The sequence below is a fragment of the Planococcus sp. NCCP-2050 genome, assembly GCF_023708025.1.
In the GTDB taxonomy this organism is placed as follows: domain Bacteria; phylum Bacillota; class Bacilli; order Bacillales_A; family Planococcaceae; genus Planococcus.
This window is the reverse complement of sequence record NZ_BRCX01000001.1, coordinates 170,614-185,747: the sequence shown is the minus strand read 5'-3', so window position 1 is coordinate 185,747 and position 15,134 is coordinate 170,614. Positions and strand designations below refer to the sequence as shown.

The 15,134-nt window shown below is 42.5% G+C and carries 13 protein-coding genes; 9 read left to right on the top strand and 4 right to left on the bottom strand.

The window, feature by feature from the left end; genetic code table 11:
• Positions 1–91 precede the first annotated feature (91 nt).
• The 4 genes from NFU07_RS00915 (at position 92) to NFU07_RS00900 (ending at position 5,278) form a co-directional block, all read left to right on the top strand.
• Positions 92–1,102 carry a LacI family DNA-binding transcriptional regulator gene (locus NFU07_RS00915; protein WP_251473335.1) on the top strand — a complete coding sequence of 337 codons (1,011 nt, stop codon included), beginning with the start codon at positions 92–94 and terminating at the stop codon, positions 1,100–1,102.
• 145 nt (positions 1,103–1,247) lie between these two features.
• Complete coding sequence (locus tag NFU07_RS00910) at positions 1,248–2,669, top strand: DUF3360 domain-containing protein (protein ID WP_251473333.1); 1,422 nt, start codon at positions 1,248–1,250, stop codon at positions 2,667–2,669.
• Entirely contained in the window at positions 2,650–4,080 is a 1,431-nt protein-coding gene (locus NFU07_RS00905; RefSeq protein ID WP_251473330.1) for an aldehyde dehydrogenase family protein, read from the top strand. The genes NFU07_RS00910 and NFU07_RS00905 overlap by 20 nt, the downstream gene beginning before the upstream one ends.
• Before the next feature lie 22 nt (positions 4,081–4,102).
• On the top strand, positions 4,103–5,278 hold the full coding sequence (locus tag NFU07_RS00900) for an iron-containing alcohol dehydrogenase (protein WP_251473327.1): 1,176 nt from the start codon (positions 4,103–4,105) through the stop codon (positions 5,276–5,278).
• Positions 5,279–5,360: 82 nt separating this feature from the next.
• Here NFU07_RS00900 and NFU07_RS00895 read toward each other — a convergent pair whose 3' ends face one another.
• Positions 5,361–6,134, bottom strand: coding sequence for an arylamine N-acetyltransferase family protein (locus tag NFU07_RS00895; RefSeq protein WP_251473325.1), 774 nt, complete (start codon positions 6,132–6,134; stop codon positions 5,361–5,363).
• A 117-nt stretch (positions 6,135–6,251) separates the two neighbouring features.
• Entirely contained in the window at positions 6,252–7,922 is a 1,671-nt protein-coding gene (locus tag NFU07_RS00890; RefSeq protein WP_251473323.1) for a DUF2207 domain-containing protein, read from the bottom strand.
• A gap of 156 nt (positions 7,923–8,078) precedes the next feature.
• Between NFU07_RS00890 and NFU07_RS00885 the strand changes: the two genes are divergently transcribed.
• The 3 genes from NFU07_RS00885 (at position 8,079) to NFU07_RS00875 (ending at position 11,077) form a co-directional block, all read left to right on the top strand.
• Positions 8,079–8,216, top strand: coding sequence for a hypothetical protein (locus tag NFU07_RS00885; RefSeq protein ID WP_251473321.1), 138 nt, complete (start codon positions 8,079–8,081; stop codon positions 8,214–8,216).
• The gene (locus NFU07_RS00880) at positions 8,212–8,742 is read left to right on the top strand and encodes a divergent PAP2 family protein (RefSeq protein WP_251477013.1); all 531 of its coding nucleotides are present in this window, start codon (positions 8,212–8,214) and stop codon (positions 8,740–8,742) included. Before NFU07_RS00885 ends, NFU07_RS00880 begins: the two co-directional genes overlap by 5 nt.
• A 289-nt stretch (positions 8,743–9,031) precedes the next feature.
• On the top strand, positions 9,032–11,077 hold the full coding sequence (locus tag NFU07_RS00875; RefSeq protein WP_251473319.1) for a bifunctional diguanylate cyclase/phosphodiesterase: 2,046 nt from the start codon (positions 9,032–9,034) through the stop codon (positions 11,075–11,077).
• 54 nt (positions 11,078–11,131) lie between these two features.
• Here the strand turns inward: NFU07_RS00875 and NFU07_RS00870 are convergent, their stop codons facing one another.
• On the bottom strand, positions 11,132–11,698 hold the full coding sequence (locus tag NFU07_RS00870) for a TVP38/TMEM64 family protein (protein ID WP_251473310.1): 567 nt from the start codon (positions 11,696–11,698) through the stop codon (positions 11,132–11,134).
• Positions 11,699–11,970: 272 nt separating this feature from the next.
• Here NFU07_RS00870 and NFU07_RS00865 point away from each other — a divergent pair, with 272 nt between their 5' ends.
• Together NFU07_RS00865 and NFU07_RS00860 are read left to right on the top strand one after the other, a co-directional pair.
• On the top strand, positions 11,971–12,675 hold the full coding sequence (locus NFU07_RS00865) for a GDSL-type esterase/lipase family protein (protein WP_251473306.1): 705 nt from the start codon (positions 11,971–11,973) through the stop codon (positions 12,673–12,675).
• 239 nt (positions 12,676–12,914) lie between these two features.
• Positions 12,915–14,345, top strand: coding sequence for a carbon starvation CstA family protein (locus tag NFU07_RS00860; RefSeq protein ID WP_235199174.1), 1,431 nt, complete (start codon positions 12,915–12,917; stop codon positions 14,343–14,345).
• 39 nt (positions 14,346–14,384) lie between these two features.
• Here NFU07_RS00860 and NFU07_RS00855 read toward each other — a convergent pair whose 3' ends face one another.
• Positions 14,385–15,092, bottom strand: a complete 708-nt coding sequence (locus NFU07_RS00855) for a Na-translocating system protein MpsC family protein (protein WP_246808908.1) — start codon at positions 15,090–15,092, stop codon at positions 14,385–14,387.
• Positions 15,093–15,134 lie beyond the last annotated feature (42 nt).

Below are 15,134 nucleotides of genomic sequence, written 5' to 3'. Positions count from 1 at the left end.
TCTTTTGAAATCCTATGGTACATTATTAGTATGAATTGTCCTATCCAACAAAATACAAGCAGATGGAATCATGGCTGGTAAAGAAAGTTAGGTGAATGAATTGGTATCTTCCAAAGATGTAGCGAGACATGCTGGCGTATCTCAAACGACCGTATCCCGGGTTTTAAACACGCCGGAGCGAGTGAAAAAACCCACATTGAAAAAAGTGATGGATGCAATCGATGAATTGAATTATATCCCGGATGGCAATGCACGGTCGTTAGTGCAGCGGAAAACTCGGACGATTGCATTGATTTCCGGACCCTTGCATAATCCGTTTTTCTCAGAAACAACAACAGCCATCATCAATTATGCGAATGCCGAAGGATTCCGGACCAATGTGCATTTCATCAATGATGCCAATAGCGAAGAAGTCTATAATTCCGTATTTGAAAATAAAGTGGACGGCATCATTTTATCTTCGATTTATCTCGACGATCCCATTTTCAATAAATTGGAGAAGTCTGGCATTCCATTTATATTATTCAACCGCAAGCATCAAAGTGAGAAAAATTATGTGGAAATTGACAATCGGCAGGCGGGCTATTTAGCGGCAGCGCATCTATTGGACAAAGGGCATAAAAACATCGTCTGGATTGGCGGCCCTCTTACGGTCAGTACTTTCAAGGGGCGGATGGAAGGTTTTATCCAGGCACTTGAAGACCATCAAATCTCTATTCCAAAAGAACGGATCGTCATTACCGACACAAAAAGGGAAGAACTCTATGATACTTTTCTTGCATTGCAAAAATCAGCTGAAAAGCCGACTGCCATTTGTGCAGCAACAGATGCCATTGCGATTCGCCTCATGGATTTTTATATTTCTGCGGGGGTTCGCATCCCGGAAGACCTCAGCATTATCGGCATTGATAACGTGGAATTAAGCCGACATGCCTCTTTGAATTTAACAACGATCGGCATGGAAGATGAGCGGGGATTAGGATTTTTAGCGGTGGAGAAGTTATTTGAAATGATTTATCAGAAAAATAAGTCTTGCATCCAAATCCAAAAGTCTGTTAGACTATTCGAAAGAAATACAACCATGGATTATAAATTCATATAATAATTTATATGAATTTATTTTTCCGTAAGAATGGTTACGTATTCATTTTTTAAAAGCTTTTATGTATGCGGTTTCATTAAAAGGGGGAGAGCGCTCATTCATACTAGTTTCAAAACCATCTTGCAAACAGAAAAGGGGAAGAAAAATGAAATGGAGAGACCGTAAGTTCGGGGAAGAGTCGCCATACATACCAGCTGGTCCGTTTAAAATCAGATTGCCATTTATCCATTATCGATTTGAATGGCCTGATTATGTTCAAGGATTATTGATGTGTGCAGTTGATTTATCTGCTATTCCTTTATTGATTGAATTACTAGGCATGCCTTTTGAAGTGGCATTGGCGATCGTTGTTTTGAATGGTGTTTTCTATTTGTTGCACCATCTGCTTGGCGATCCGGCAGTTCCTGGCTGGATTACACCAGCTATTCCTTTGATCATGCTTTACTGCATGCAATTCCCGGAAGGGCCGGAAAGAGTGCACGCACTCATTGCGTTTCAAATGACTTTGGGGATCTTATCGCTTTTCCTGGGAGCTACAGGATTGGCGTCGAAAGTTGTGCAATTGGTTCCTTCTGCGATTAAATCAGGTGTAATTCTCGGTGCCGGTTTTGCTGCCGTCATTTCTGTTTTTGAAGTGGGCGGCCGTTTTGAAACTTTCCCTTGGACGATTTCAATCGCCATCGGTATTGGATTTTATCTCCTGTTCTCTAAACATTTCAGCAAGCTGCGAAACAAAAATGTATTTTGGAACACAGTCGGAAAATTAGGGGTCTTTCCGATTATCGTTTTAGCTATTATTTTAGCGCCGCTTTTCGGTGAAGCTTCATGGCCGAAAATTGAATGGGGCATCAGTTCACCAGACTTTGTAGGACTGTGGACTAATTATACGCTGTTTGGGCTTGGCTTCCCGCCGTTAATGCTGTTCTTAACAGGGTTCCCGACAGTATTAGCTACCTACATCGTTCTTTTTGGGGATGTACTCCAAACCAGTGCATTGGTTAAAGAGGGAGGCAAAGCACGGCCTGACGAAAAATTGGATTACAATCCGAGCCGCGCCCACTTGATCTTTGGTACAAGAAACTCCGTGATGAGCGTTATCGGACCGGACGTTACTATGGCGGGACCTTTATGGTCAGCGATGCAAGTAGTCGTTGTTGAACGATTTAAAGAAGGACGCAAAGCGATGGATTCGTTCTTTGGAGGAGCGGGATCTTTCCGCTGGGGAACGAATACGGGATTATTCCTGCTGCCGATTGTCACTTTAGTAGAACCGATTCTCGGAGTTGCGCTCGCCTTGACTTTATTGATCCAAGGATATGTCAGCGTCAAAGTTGGAATACTGGAGGCGAAAAGCCAGCGTGACCTTGGAATTGCTGGAATCATGGGCGCTGTGTTATGTGTGAAGGGCGCGGCTTGGGCTTTTGCCATCGGAATTGGCCTATGCTTATTGATTTACGGCAAAGACTTCTTCAAAGGAGAAACCGACCAGACTTTTACAAAAGATGTAGAAGGTCTGCAAGATAAATTAGAGTTGGAGGCTGAAAAACGTGAGAAAAAAGTTGTATAAAAACGGAGAATGGGTGGAAACTGAAGAATACTCGGATTTACTGTCGCCTTATTCAAATGAGAAACTTGCTGAAATACCTAAAGCAAGTTTGGAAGATGTCAAACAAGCCATCGATTCAGCAGAAGGTGCTAAGAAAGCGATGGCTGGTCTGACTGCCTATGAACGCGCTCAGATTTTAGAGCAGCTGACTTCACTCTTCATCGAACATAAACAGAAAGCCGCTGAAACCATTTCATTGGAATCGGCAAAGCCGCTGAAATATGCCTTAGCCGAAATTGACCGGACGATTGAAACCTATAAATTCGCAGCAGAAGAAGCAAAAAGATTGACGGGTGAAATGATTCCGCTGGATGCCGCAAAAGGCGGAGCAAATCGGATTGGCTATACGATGCGAGAGCCGATCGGTGTTGTGGCAGCGATTACGCCATTCAACTTCCCACAAAATTTAGTGGCCCATAAGGTCGGTCCAGCTATCGCAGCGGGAAATACGATCGTCTTAAAACCGGCTTCCCAAACACCGCTTTCTGCTCTTTTCTTGGCGGAGCTTCTCGATCAGACGAATTTGCCGAAAGGTGCTTTTAATGTGGTGACTGGAAGCGGCAAAACGGTTGGCGACGCTTTAGTTGAAAGCGAGTCAGTGAGGATGATCACGTTCACGGGCAGCCCAGAAGTCGGAAAAGGCATCCGCGACAAAGCTGGATTGAAGAAAGTATCACTTGAACTCGGTTCAAATGCGGGTGTGATCATCGATAAAGGGATAAATATGAAAGCAGTGGTCGAAAAAGCGGTTACAGGGGCTTTCTCTAATCAGGGACAAGTCTGTATTTCCCTTCAGCGTATTTACATTGTAAAAGAACAGATGGAAGAATTTCTTGCACAGTTTAAAGCGGCTACGGAACGCATTGTGATCGGCAATCCGCTTGATCACAAGACGGACCTCTCTGCCATGATTTCGCAAAAAGAACAAGCGCGTGCGGAATCTTGGGTACAGGAAGCGGTTTCGGAAGGGGCAGCGTTAATCACCGGAGGGGCGATTAAAGACGGTATTTTCCAGCCGACAATTTTGGCCAATGTCCAAAGAAATTCAAAAGTTTCCTGCATGGAAGTGTTTGCACCGCTTGTCATCGTCAATCCGATTGACACGATTGAAGACGGAATAAGGGAAATCAACGATTCTGATTTCGGCTTGCAGGCAGGAATATTCACGAATGATATCAGCACTGCATTTAGCGCTTCAAGGAGCCTGGAAGTAGGAGGCGTCATCATCAATGATATTCCGACATTCCGTGTTGACCAAATGCCATATGGCGGCGTAAAAGAAAGCGGGAACAGCAAAGAAGGGCTAAAATACGCGATTGAAGAAATGACGGAAATGAAATTGGTTGTGTGGAACCACAATCCGCTGCAATAAACCGATGAAGGAGTGGAAAACGATGTCGCATAAAATTACTTTTACTCCGCTCAGCTATACCGGCTGGGGAGCGCTCGACCATTTGACAGACGAAGTGAAAAAATTGAACGCCAGCAATATCTTAATCGTCACAGATCCTTTTTTAGTGGATCTTGGAATTGCGGATAAGATCGAAGCACCTTTAAAAGAACAGGGCTGGAAAACGAGCATTTATACAGAAGTGGTTCCAGAACCGCCGCTTGCGGTTGGCGAAAAACTGGTCGCTTATACAAAAGAGCATCAATTCGATTTGGTGATCGGGCTTGGCGGCGGCAGCGCCTTGGACCTTGCTAAATTAGCGGCAGTATTAGCTACACACGAAGGGGAAGCTGCAGATTACTTGAATCTGACTGGGACGCGTGAAATTTCAAATAAAGGCATTCCGAAAATCCTGATTCCAACAACTTCCGGAACAGGATCTGAAGTAACCGATATCGCTGTCTTATCTCTTGAAACAACGAAAGATGTGGTGACTCATAACTTCTTATTGGCGGATGTGGCGATTGTGGACCCCGCATTAACCGTTTCATTGCCGCCAAAAGTAACAGCAGCGACTGGCATTGATGCATTGACGCATGCGATAGAATCGTATGTTTCCGTAAATGCCAATCCCGTAACTGATGCTTTGGCGCTGCAGGCGATACGGTTGATCAGCGGCTCTATTCGCACAGCGGTAAATGAAGGAGATCATAAACAAGCGCGTTCAGACATGAGCTATGGCAGCTATTTAGCAGGACTTGCATTTTTCAATGCCGGTGTAGCAGGCGTACATGCACTCGCTTATCCGCTAGGCGGCCAGTTCCATCTATCACACGGCGAATCGAATGCGGTATTGCTTCCGTATGTCATGGGTTATATCCGTTCAAGCTGCGAAAAGCGCATGAAGGATATACTGGAGGCGATGGGAGCCAGCTCAAATCAATTGTCGCAGCAAGAAGCTTCATACAAATGCGTGGAAGAGCTTAAGCGTTTAGTGGCGGATGTCAACATCCCATTGAACCTGCAAGGTTTTGGCATCACACATGAGGCCCTCGATTCACTAGCGGATGATGCCATCAAACAACAGCGGATTCTTGCGAGAAGTCCGATGCCTCTGGAGCGTGATGATATTTTCACGATTTACCAATCGGCTTATTACGGAGAAATCAAAGAAAAGTAAACGGCAGCTCGAAGAAAAAGAACCGGAAACCAAGGGAGTATACCCTAGTTTCCGGTTCTTTTCTACTTGTAGATGAATGTTTTTAAGTGGTTGTCTCAACTGCTTCTTCCGCATCCAAGAGGATCCCAAACTCTTCTTTTAAAAGCTTCGACTTTTCTTCTGCAGACAATTCTTTTTTCGTTTTCTCGCCATTTTCTGAAATGGTCAGTTGCATGCCGGATAAAGTGATGCGGCCGTTCGGCGTTGCTTTGGTGACCAAATCGTCATGTGTGAATGGCGATTCTCTTGAGACTTGATTGAAAATACAGCCTTCGTGGAACTCTGCAAGCATTCGTTCGTCAGTAGTGAATCGGTAGAGAATCTGCTGATTTCCATCATTTTCACGGACTAAATCATAGGAAAGCCCATCACGTTCAATCACTGAATAAGTTCCGCTATTGTCTGTATGGCGTTCGCCGCCAAGCGGAATCGGACTGACTGTTGAGTCTCCGAACCCTGCATCCACTAAATAAGGTGTATCCAGATTGACGAGAATCGCAGCATGGGTATCGGCTTTTGTCCAAGTGCCATCCGGCTTCATAACGGTTGCAGAAATCAATTTCGCATCGAATCCGAGCTCTTTCAATAGCCAATGGAATAGGCCATTAATTTCATAGCAATAGCCTCCGCGCCGGTGGGTGACGATCTTTTCATAAATGTTTTCAAGGTTTAAATAAATCGGTACTGAACGGATGACATCCAAGTTTTCAAATGGCACATTTTGCATATGCAGCGACTGGAGCCGGGCCAGATCCTGCAAATAAAGCTCTTCAACCGGATAAGCTTTAAAACGTTTCAAATAAGCAGTCGTATCCATAACATCAGCATCCTTTTCCGTTTAATAACATGCCATTATCATAGCACGGACGCAACTGTAGGCCGAAACCATTTGCTTCTGGAAAATCCGAAATTAGGGATGCAAGTTTGCTGGCAGTTAAAATGCACCGGATCCGCCGCCACCGCCGCCAACTCCGCCGCCCGATGAAACACTCGAGCTTCCGCTGCTTGCAGAAGCAGTTGTATTGGAACTTGCTGCTACGAACACACCAGACAATAGAATCGGATTGAAATACAAGGCAGAATCCGTTTCTTCTGCATATTGTCCTGCTACGGAAAAGCTTCTTGATTTCTTATCGAGCTGTTGGCCGTCTACTGCGAGAAGATAGGCGTAAGCGCGGAGTTTGTCATCCGCAGCTAATTTCTGCCATGCACTGGCTGGCAAGTTTTCCATTGCGCTCCGCATCTTTTTCCATTGGGCTTTTACTTTATGGCCTTCTGCTGTCAATGGCGAATAGAAGAGGGCAAAGTTTACCGCGATTAAAGAAACTAAAATAGAAAGCGCCATAATCGGGTAAATTTCATAGATCCCCGTGTAGATTGCAAGCCCTGCGGCGGCTGCACTGATCGTGCCAGAAAATAACCGGATGCCAGAAACTTTTTCTTTAAAATGATGGGCTTTCACTTCATCCGCCACTTCACGATTCCACTTCGCTATCGCATCATTATAAGCGGAGTGATTCAATTCTTCCTTTGAATAAGCTTCCACTTCGGATAAGTTAAAAGTCTGGCCATCGCCGATTTTATGAAATAATAAATCGATCAAGGTCTGTTCATGCGGCCACTGGGCTTCTTTGCCAGTTAACTCAAATTGATCCTCAGAAAGTTGTCTTACATTCTTTTTCCGAACAAGCTCCAGTAAAGCGGCAGCCATCGCATCCGGCGTTAAATAAGGGGAATGGGTGAAATGGACGGCGGCAGGAAGACTGAGTTTTTCATCAGGCACATAAAACCCCGCTTGTTTATCTTCAATTGCCGCTTTGTTCTTTCTGGCATTCCAATAAGCAAAAAGGAGCAGCAATGCAAGCATTAATCCGAGAGCTGGCAACGCGAATTTCCCGATTGCCGAGGCCGTGTTTTGGTTAGCTGCAAAAGCCGCGGCTTCCTCTTCCTGCTGTTTACGGTCTTCTAATAGCAGATCTTTCACTGTTCCACCTGATTGAGCGAGGCCGGAGAATAATTCCCCTTCATAGATAACCCGGATATCTCCATTGGTTCCTTCAGGCACTTTCCCTAACTTAAAGACCACCGAACCTTCGTCGCTAGCGATCCCTTTTTCAAACGCTTCATCGTATCCGAGAAATAAAACTTCGTCAGTTGAAGAGGGAGGATGGATTGCTATCGTCATTTGTCCGTAATCACTTTCGTTTCGGTCATCGAAAAACGGCCAATAAAATTCAGCGCCATCTTCGAACTTTTCGATAGCTCCTTCAATTACATAATTGAGCGTAATTGAGATCGTTTCATCGTCGCCACTACGATAAATTTTATAAACACTTTCTTCTTTGTCGACTTTTAATTTCTTCTTTTTATCATGTGCTGTAAATCCAGTGATTTCAGTGCCGGATTTTGGTTTGAGTTCCCTTGTAATTCCTTCAAAATCTCCGTCGAATTCATAAGTGAACTCTTCTTCAACCGCAACATCGCCATTTTCCAGCAATTGCGCGTCGATGGTTGCTTCATTGATTTCAAAATCCACTGCAAAAACCGTGACAGGCAGGAGAAAGAGAAACATTACGAGCAGGGGCATTAATTTTTTAATCTGCATTTGTCATCACCTCTGTCTAGTTTACGGTTTGTGATGTCGTAAGTTTCAAAAACATTCATCTTGCAGCAGTGGAATTTTTCTTATAGTAAGTTTCATTCGTTAAAAGTTTCATGACAGTGGGCATAAAATGATTTTACTTGGGGTATAAGAGAAAGAATGGAATTTACAATCCGGATGCCGGAGCGTCAGTTGAAATCTGTGGATGAACGATGCAGTGCACGCACGGCAATCAATAGAAAACAGGCAATTAGACTTGGACTGGAGGCAGTGGCTTATGGAAACCAAAGCGATTGAAAATATGAACAGGGGAATTGTGACAGCCTTATCAGCAATTGGCATTGCGCAAGGTCTGAAAATTTTGACCCATAAGAAAGTAACAGGCAATTGGGATTGGAAGCAGGCATTTACGACAGGAGGCATGCCGAGTTCCCACTCAGCAGGTGTTTCTGCTTTAGCTTCCTATGTGGCAGCAAACAAAGGAACAGGCCATACAGAAACGGCGCTTGCCGTCGTTTTTGGCACAATCGTTATGTACGATGCGCAAGGAATCAGACGCCATACGGGGGAAATTGCCCAATTGGTCAATGATCTGGAAGATAGCTTTGTTTCATTGACAGGAGATTTTCCGAGTCTAAAGTTTGAAAAAAGGGAGAAAGAATTAAAAGAGCTTCTCGGCCATCAACCGATTGAAGTTCTCGGTGGAGCATTATTCGGTGTTGTCCTCGGAATGATTTCAGCGAAAATTGAAAATGAAGAAAGAGGCAAGCATAGAAGAGCACGTAGACGCTCCGACCGAAACTTGCGAATAAATCGAAAATAAAAAATAAATTATGAAGAAAAAGCGCTTTGATCCTCAGTCAAAGCGCTTTTTTCTATTCCATTGACAGAAATTTTGTAAAAAATTTCATTATTAATAAAAAATATTCCATTTATTATGATAAGATAGTCCTTGTATCTAGATATATAAAATAGGGTCATAAGGTTTAGTTTTACGGATAAAGCTTATGCATAAATTAGATGCAGTTTTATGACAAAACTGTCCCATGCAAAGAGAACCTGGCTATAAATTTATTCTATTCATTTTAATCACAATTTGGAGGTCGAAAATCATGAAAGAGCTCCCGCTTGCATACAACTATCCGATTGTGATCATTTCAGTTGTAATCGCGATGTTCGCTTGCTCCACTTCTTTTGAATTGCTTAAACGGTCATTTATGAAGAATTCAAAAAGCCATTTATGGTTGATTTGCAGCGCTGTGATTATGGGTCTGGGAATTTGGTCCATGCATTTTACAGGGATGCTTGCTTATAAAGTGGATATAGGGGTTTCGTACGACGGGTTGTTGACAATTCTGTCTATGGTCTTGGCCATCGTTTCCGCTCTTTTTTCTTTTTGGGTTTTGCGATTTGGTAAAGAAAAACAGAGAACATTAGTGTTGGCGGCATTGTTGATGGCTGCCGGAATTTGTTCCATGCATTTTGTCGGAATGCACGGGATGATTTTATCTGCGAATATGGTCCATGATCTGCCTTTAGTCGCTTTAGCCGGCATATTTGCATTTGGAGTATCTTATTTTTCATTTCTTGCATTTTCAAGTGTAAAGAATCATCACTATTCTTTATTTCATCTTCCAGTCGCCCTTTTGATGGCAGCGGGTGTTTGTGCAACCCATTATACGGCGATGGCTTCTGTCACATTCGTGCGTACTCCAAGTGAAAATCTGCACATTCATGCTTCAATTCCGCATTTTACGTTAAATACCGACTATATGTTGTTGGGTATTGTAATTGCAACGCTTATTTTTATCGCCATCATGCATAGCTTACTAATGAAGGATAAGAGAAAAACAGAAGAAAATATCAATTTTTTAGCTTTTCATGACAACTTGACCGGATTAGCAAATCGCTTACAATTGACCAAGCATATAGAAATGGCTGTAACGTCTCCAAAGCAACAGGAGTTAGCGGTAATCTATGTAGACCTTGACCGATTTAAAATCGTCAACGATACGATGGGACATGATTATGGAGATGAATTGCTGATTCAAGCAAGCAATCGATTGCGTGAATGTGTTCGTAAATCTGATCTTGTGGCTCGCCAAGGCGGGGATGAATTCATTGTTCTCGCAAAAGAAGTAGATCGTAAGGATGCTGCAGTCATCGCGAAAAAAATTATCCACTGTTTTTCGAAGCCGTTCTATTTAAAAGGCGAAGAATTCTTTATGTCAGCAAGCATTGGCATCAGCACCTACCCGAAAGATGGCAGTCAAGTGAGTGAATTGATTAAATTCGCTGATAAAGCCATGTATGAAGTGAAAAAGCATGGAAAAAATAATTATCAGTTTTATCTTCATGAAGAAAAAACAGAAGTTGAAAAGAAGTTGAAATTGGAGCAGGGATTAAAACGTGCACTGGAAAACGAAGAGTTTGAACTTTTTTACCAGCCGAAAGTAGAGCTGGATACCCAAAAGGTATATGGGGTAGAGGCATTGATCAGATGGAATCATCCTGATCTTGGAATGGTGCCGCCGTTGGATTTTATCCCGATTGCAGAGCAAACGGGTATGATTTTGCCGATTGGCGATTGGGTGTTAAATGAAGCCATCCGCCAAAACAAGGAATGGTTGAAAGACGGCAAAAAAATTCAGATGGCGATCAATGTTTCGAACCTCCAATTTGAAGATCATTTATTCATTGAGAAAGTAAAGAAAGGGCTTGAGATCCATCAACTTCCTGCTGAATGCCTGGAACTAGAGATAACCGAAAGCGTCATGCAAAATATTAGCCACTCCGCTGCAATTATTAATGAGTTAAAGGAAATCGGTGTGTTGATTTCTATAGATGATTTCGGAACCGGTTATTCTTCGCTTAGCTTGTTGAATAGTTTGCCGATCGATATCGTGAAAATTGACCGTTCCTTTATCAAGGATATGTTATCGAGCAGAAATGCTTCGGTCTTGGTTAAAACCATTATAGAAATGGGAGACAATTTAAACTTCCGGTTAGTCGCTGAAGGAATCGAAGATGAGAACCAGTTAAGTTTACTCATTGATAAAGGCTGCCATTACGGACAAGGCTATTTGTTCAGCCCGCCGCTGGCTGTAGCTAAGTTCGAGGGGTGGCTACAAGCTAAAGGAATTGAGAGATCCGCTTAAAAAAAAGCCGAACGCATTTCGCGTTCGGCTTTTTTCTATTGGTTTTTTAGATGATTAGGAGTATTTGTTATTGCTGGCATTGAGATGATGCTTGTTGTAGCGGTCGATGGCCGCAAATAAGATAGCGAGTATGACAAACATCAAAAGGCTGACATACCAGGGCATTTCCGTTATCGCTTGGCCGAATGCCGTGTAAAGTATGGCAGGCATGATAAGCCCCAAAGTTGAAAAGTACATATACTCCCGCAAGTTTTTGGTCATCTCCATTAAGTAGAGGGACAATAAATGGAAATGAATAAAAGGCATGATGCGTAATATCATTACTTGCCCGACTGACAGCGTCCGGTCCGAGAACATTTTGTCTTTAAGCCTGGACATTTTATCGCGGAAATTCGGGAATTTATTGACCAATACATAAGAGACGAAGCTCATGAGAGACAAGCCGATAAAAGAAAGCAGCGCTCCTTCAAAAAATCCGAAAACCACGCCGCCCACGATACAGACGACAATCACAGGGAGGAATAAGATCGGTCTGATTAAATGCAAAATCACAAAAAGAATAGGAGCTAGCCACCCAAAGCTTTCAATGAACGTTTCAAGGGTTTGATCGAAATGATCCATAACTATTTCTCCTGTCTGTAAAGATTATCCTATTGTTGAAGATAAGCCAAGCCGTATTTAAATGCAAGAGATTGAAACTGAAGCGAACGTAAAGAGCGTCCTATATAAATGAGCATTCCAATAAGTTTAAAAGACTGATTCCGATTTTAAGGAATTGAAGCAACCACATAAATTTAATATGGTAAAACCGCTATGTACAAGCGTTTTGATCGAAATTTTCCGCTTTTTATGTTAAAATAATGTTATCTACTTTGAAAGGGATGTGCTTCAATTTGGCCGATGCGAAAATCTCAAAGTCCCTTATTAAAGGGGCAAAAACAACTGAAAATTATAACGGAGCTATTGAAATAAAACATATTGTCATTTTAGGCGATTCGGTCGCTTACGGTTATGGAACAAGAGGCGGTATTGCGAAATACCTGAAAGAAACGTTCCACAACAGCACAGTAACAAATCTAGGGATCAATGGCTTAACGAGCAACGGGTTAGTCGAACGCCTTCGAACCGGCAACTGGGACAAGACCTTAGCATCTGCAGATATGGTGCTTCTGAATATCGGCGGCAATGATCTGCTCCGAGGTTTTAAAGGAAGCGGTGCAAAAGGGCTGGTCAAACAGTTTTCGAATTTGAAGAAAATTTACCGTAACAACTTACTGGAAATTTATCAGCATCTGCGGGGCCTCAATGAAAAACTGTTGATTGTCCAAAATAACCTGTATAATTCCATGAAAAAAGAAGTGCAATATTTCGGTTTCACCAATTTGCTATTCCGGATGTGGAATTCAGCGATCGGAGAAGAAGGAATCATCATCTCACGTACGGAACCGATGGGGAAAAATCCTTCCATTTGGCTGGATGCCATCCATCCGAATGAAGAAGGCTATAAAATGATGCACGAGCTTCTCTTAAAAACCTTAGCTTCTACAGACATCTCCATTCCAACCAGAGAAGCTGCCACTTCTACAAAACATTCCTAACTTTGAAACTGCCATGTTTGCCATGGCAGTTTTTTTGCGATTTTTTTAGAGAAATAATATTTCGGTATATTGACTTAAGAAAATTCTAATAATATAATTAGAGGCATTCGTAATAATTATCACTACTTGAGGAGAGTGAATACGTAATCAAATAAAAAGAAATCATTTTTAAAACTTGAATTACATAGTAATTACTATTTTATGAAAGCGTTTACTAAACAGAGTGAAAGAGGTGCTACATGATTACATTTTTTGTATCGATTATTATTCTTATCATTGCTTATTTTACATACGGAAAATTCATTGAAAAAATGTTTGCACCTGCAGAGTCCCGGAAGACGCCGGCTTATGCAAACGGAGACGGAGTAGACTTCGTTCCGATGAACAAACATAAAAATGCAATGATCCAACTTTTGAATATCGCCGGAACGGGTCCGATTTTTGGTCCGATTATGGGAGCTTTATATGGTCCTGTCGCTTTCCTATGGATTGTCATCGGTTCGATTTTCGCTGGAGCTGTCCACGATTATCTTACAGGAATGATTTCCATCCGCAATAAAGGGGCGCATATTCCAGAACTGGCTGGGAAATTCCTCGGAAGCGTTTCAAAACATATCGTAAACGTGTTCGCGTTATTGCTTCTTTTATTGGTCGGTACGGTATTCGTTACGACACCGGCATCGCTGTTATCCATTTTATTGGACGGGAAAGTGGCTGTAGCCGTACTAATTGGCGTTATCTTTTTGTATTATTTCTTGTCGACCATCTTGCCAATCGACAAAATTATCGGACGCCTGTATCCGTATTTCGGAGCGGTTTTGCTGATTGGTACACTCGGCGTCGGTATTGCACTTGTCTTCTCGGATTATAAGATTCCTGAATTGTCATTGACGAATTTGCATCCGGATAATTTACCGATCTTCCCAATGCTGTTCTTTACAATTACATGCGGAGCTTTATCCGGATTCCATGCAACACAATCACCAATCATTTCACGGACTGTACAAAAAGAATCACAGGGCCGCTACATCTTTTACGGGATGATGATTGCTGAAGCGATCATCGCGATGATCTGGGCTGCTGCATCAATGAGTATTTTCGATGGGCAGACATTAAGTTCGATGATCAACTCAGGTACACCATCAGCTGTCGTAAATGAAGTTTCGATGACATTGCTTGGTGCTGTGGGGGGAACCATCGCCGTTCTCGGTGCTATTGTTCTGCCAATCACTTCAGGGGACACGGCTTTCCGTGCCGCCAGATCGATTATTGCCGACTACATCAAATTGGACCAGCAGAAAATAATGAAGCGTTTGATCATTGCTATCCCATTATTTGCAGTGTCTATCATGCTCACTCAAATTGACTTTAACCTCTTATGGAGATATTTCTCCTGGGCAAATCAGGCAACTGCTGCCATCGCTTTATGGATCGGTACGATGTATCTCTACATCCAAGGCAAGAATTACTTGGTTGCGATGGCACCGGCCATTTTCATCACATATATGGTGTTCGTTTATATACTAAATCAAAAAATCGGTTTCAATCTCGATTTGAATATTTCCTTTATTGTCGGCTTGATCTTAACAATTGTCATCGTGGCTATGTTCTATGCGAAAGCAAGAAAGAACCGCATCGACAATGTGGAAACCGCCGTAGCCGTAGAGTGATAAAAAAACTGGCCGAACTCATTGGAGTTCGGCCAGTTTTTATTTTCCAGTTTTTGAGGGAGCTTCCAAGATGAACACCATATAACCTAAATCTTTTTCGAAATTCCAATCAACAAATGTCTCGATGACTTTTCTTTCAACAATAGCTTCTATGCTGCTGATATCCAACATTTTCCGCTCTAAGGGCCGTTTGGCCATTTTTAATTCTTCTATAACGCCGATGCGGATCAGTTCTTTCTCGAGCTGGATTAAGATTCCGGACCGTTCCACCAAAATCATGCGGTCATTCAACCAGACAAGCTTCGTCTGTTCTGGAGTTTTTTCAGCTTTTGCACTCGCTTTATTGATTTCGCCTTCAAAAGCCTTATGATCAACTTCTTTAGGCCACGGCATCTCTTTTTTTCCGTCATCCGCTTTAATCACACCGATGATCAAACCTGTTTCATTCTGCAAATCCCAGTCTGCATAGATTTCCTGAATTTCAAGGTTGGCAATTTTCCATAATTCCAAAATGATATCCGATCGCAACTCATTCAACAATAGATCCCGGATTTCCATAATGCGTTTCATTTCATTTTGTTTCAATAGAATTTTTTCCATCGGCCCTATAAATCCGCGAAGATGGATGGCTAAATAAGGACCATTGATAGCGACGAATACGGAAGTGGGGCCCTTGCCGAAATTGGTACGCAATAAAGTCGAGAAATAGCCGCCAATCAAAGATTCTGTTGTTTTTACTTTTGCCATAGCAATTCCTCCCGACACACATAAATTTTACTAACAGGTCTA

Coding starts and splice junctions, on each gene's coding strand:
- NFU07_RS00890 (WP_251473323.1), bottom strand. CDS start 7,922: ATGCAGATTAAAAAATTAATGCCCCTGCTCGTAATGTTTCTCTTTCTC.
- NFU07_RS00870 (WP_251473310.1), bottom strand. CDS start 11,698: ATGGATCATTTCGATCAAACCCTTGAAACGTTCATTGAAAGCTTTGGG.
- NFU07_RS00910 (WP_251473333.1), top strand. CDS start 1,248: ATGAAATGGAGAGACCGTAAGTTCGGGGAAGAGTCGCCATACATACCA.
- NFU07_RS00900 (WP_251473327.1), top strand. CDS start 4,103: ATGTCGCATAAAATTACTTTTACTCCGCTCAGCTATACCGGCTGGGGA.
- NFU07_RS00875 (WP_251473319.1), top strand. CDS start 9,032: ATGAAAGAGCTCCCGCTTGCATACAACTATCCGATTGTGATCATTTCA.
- NFU07_RS00885 (WP_251473321.1), top strand. CDS start 8,079: ATGGAATTTACAATCCGGATGCCGGAGCGTCAGTTGAAATCTGTGGAT.
- NFU07_RS00855 (WP_246808908.1), bottom strand. CDS start 15,092: ATGGCAAAAGTAAAAACAACAGAATCTTTGATTGGCGGCTATTTCTCG.
- NFU07_RS00860 (WP_235199174.1), top strand. CDS start 12,915: ATGATTACATTTTTTGTATCGATTATTATTCTTATCATTGCTTATTTT.
- NFU07_RS00895 (WP_251473325.1), bottom strand. CDS start 6,134: ATGGATACGACTGCTTATTTGAAACGTTTTAAAGCTTATCCGGTTGAA.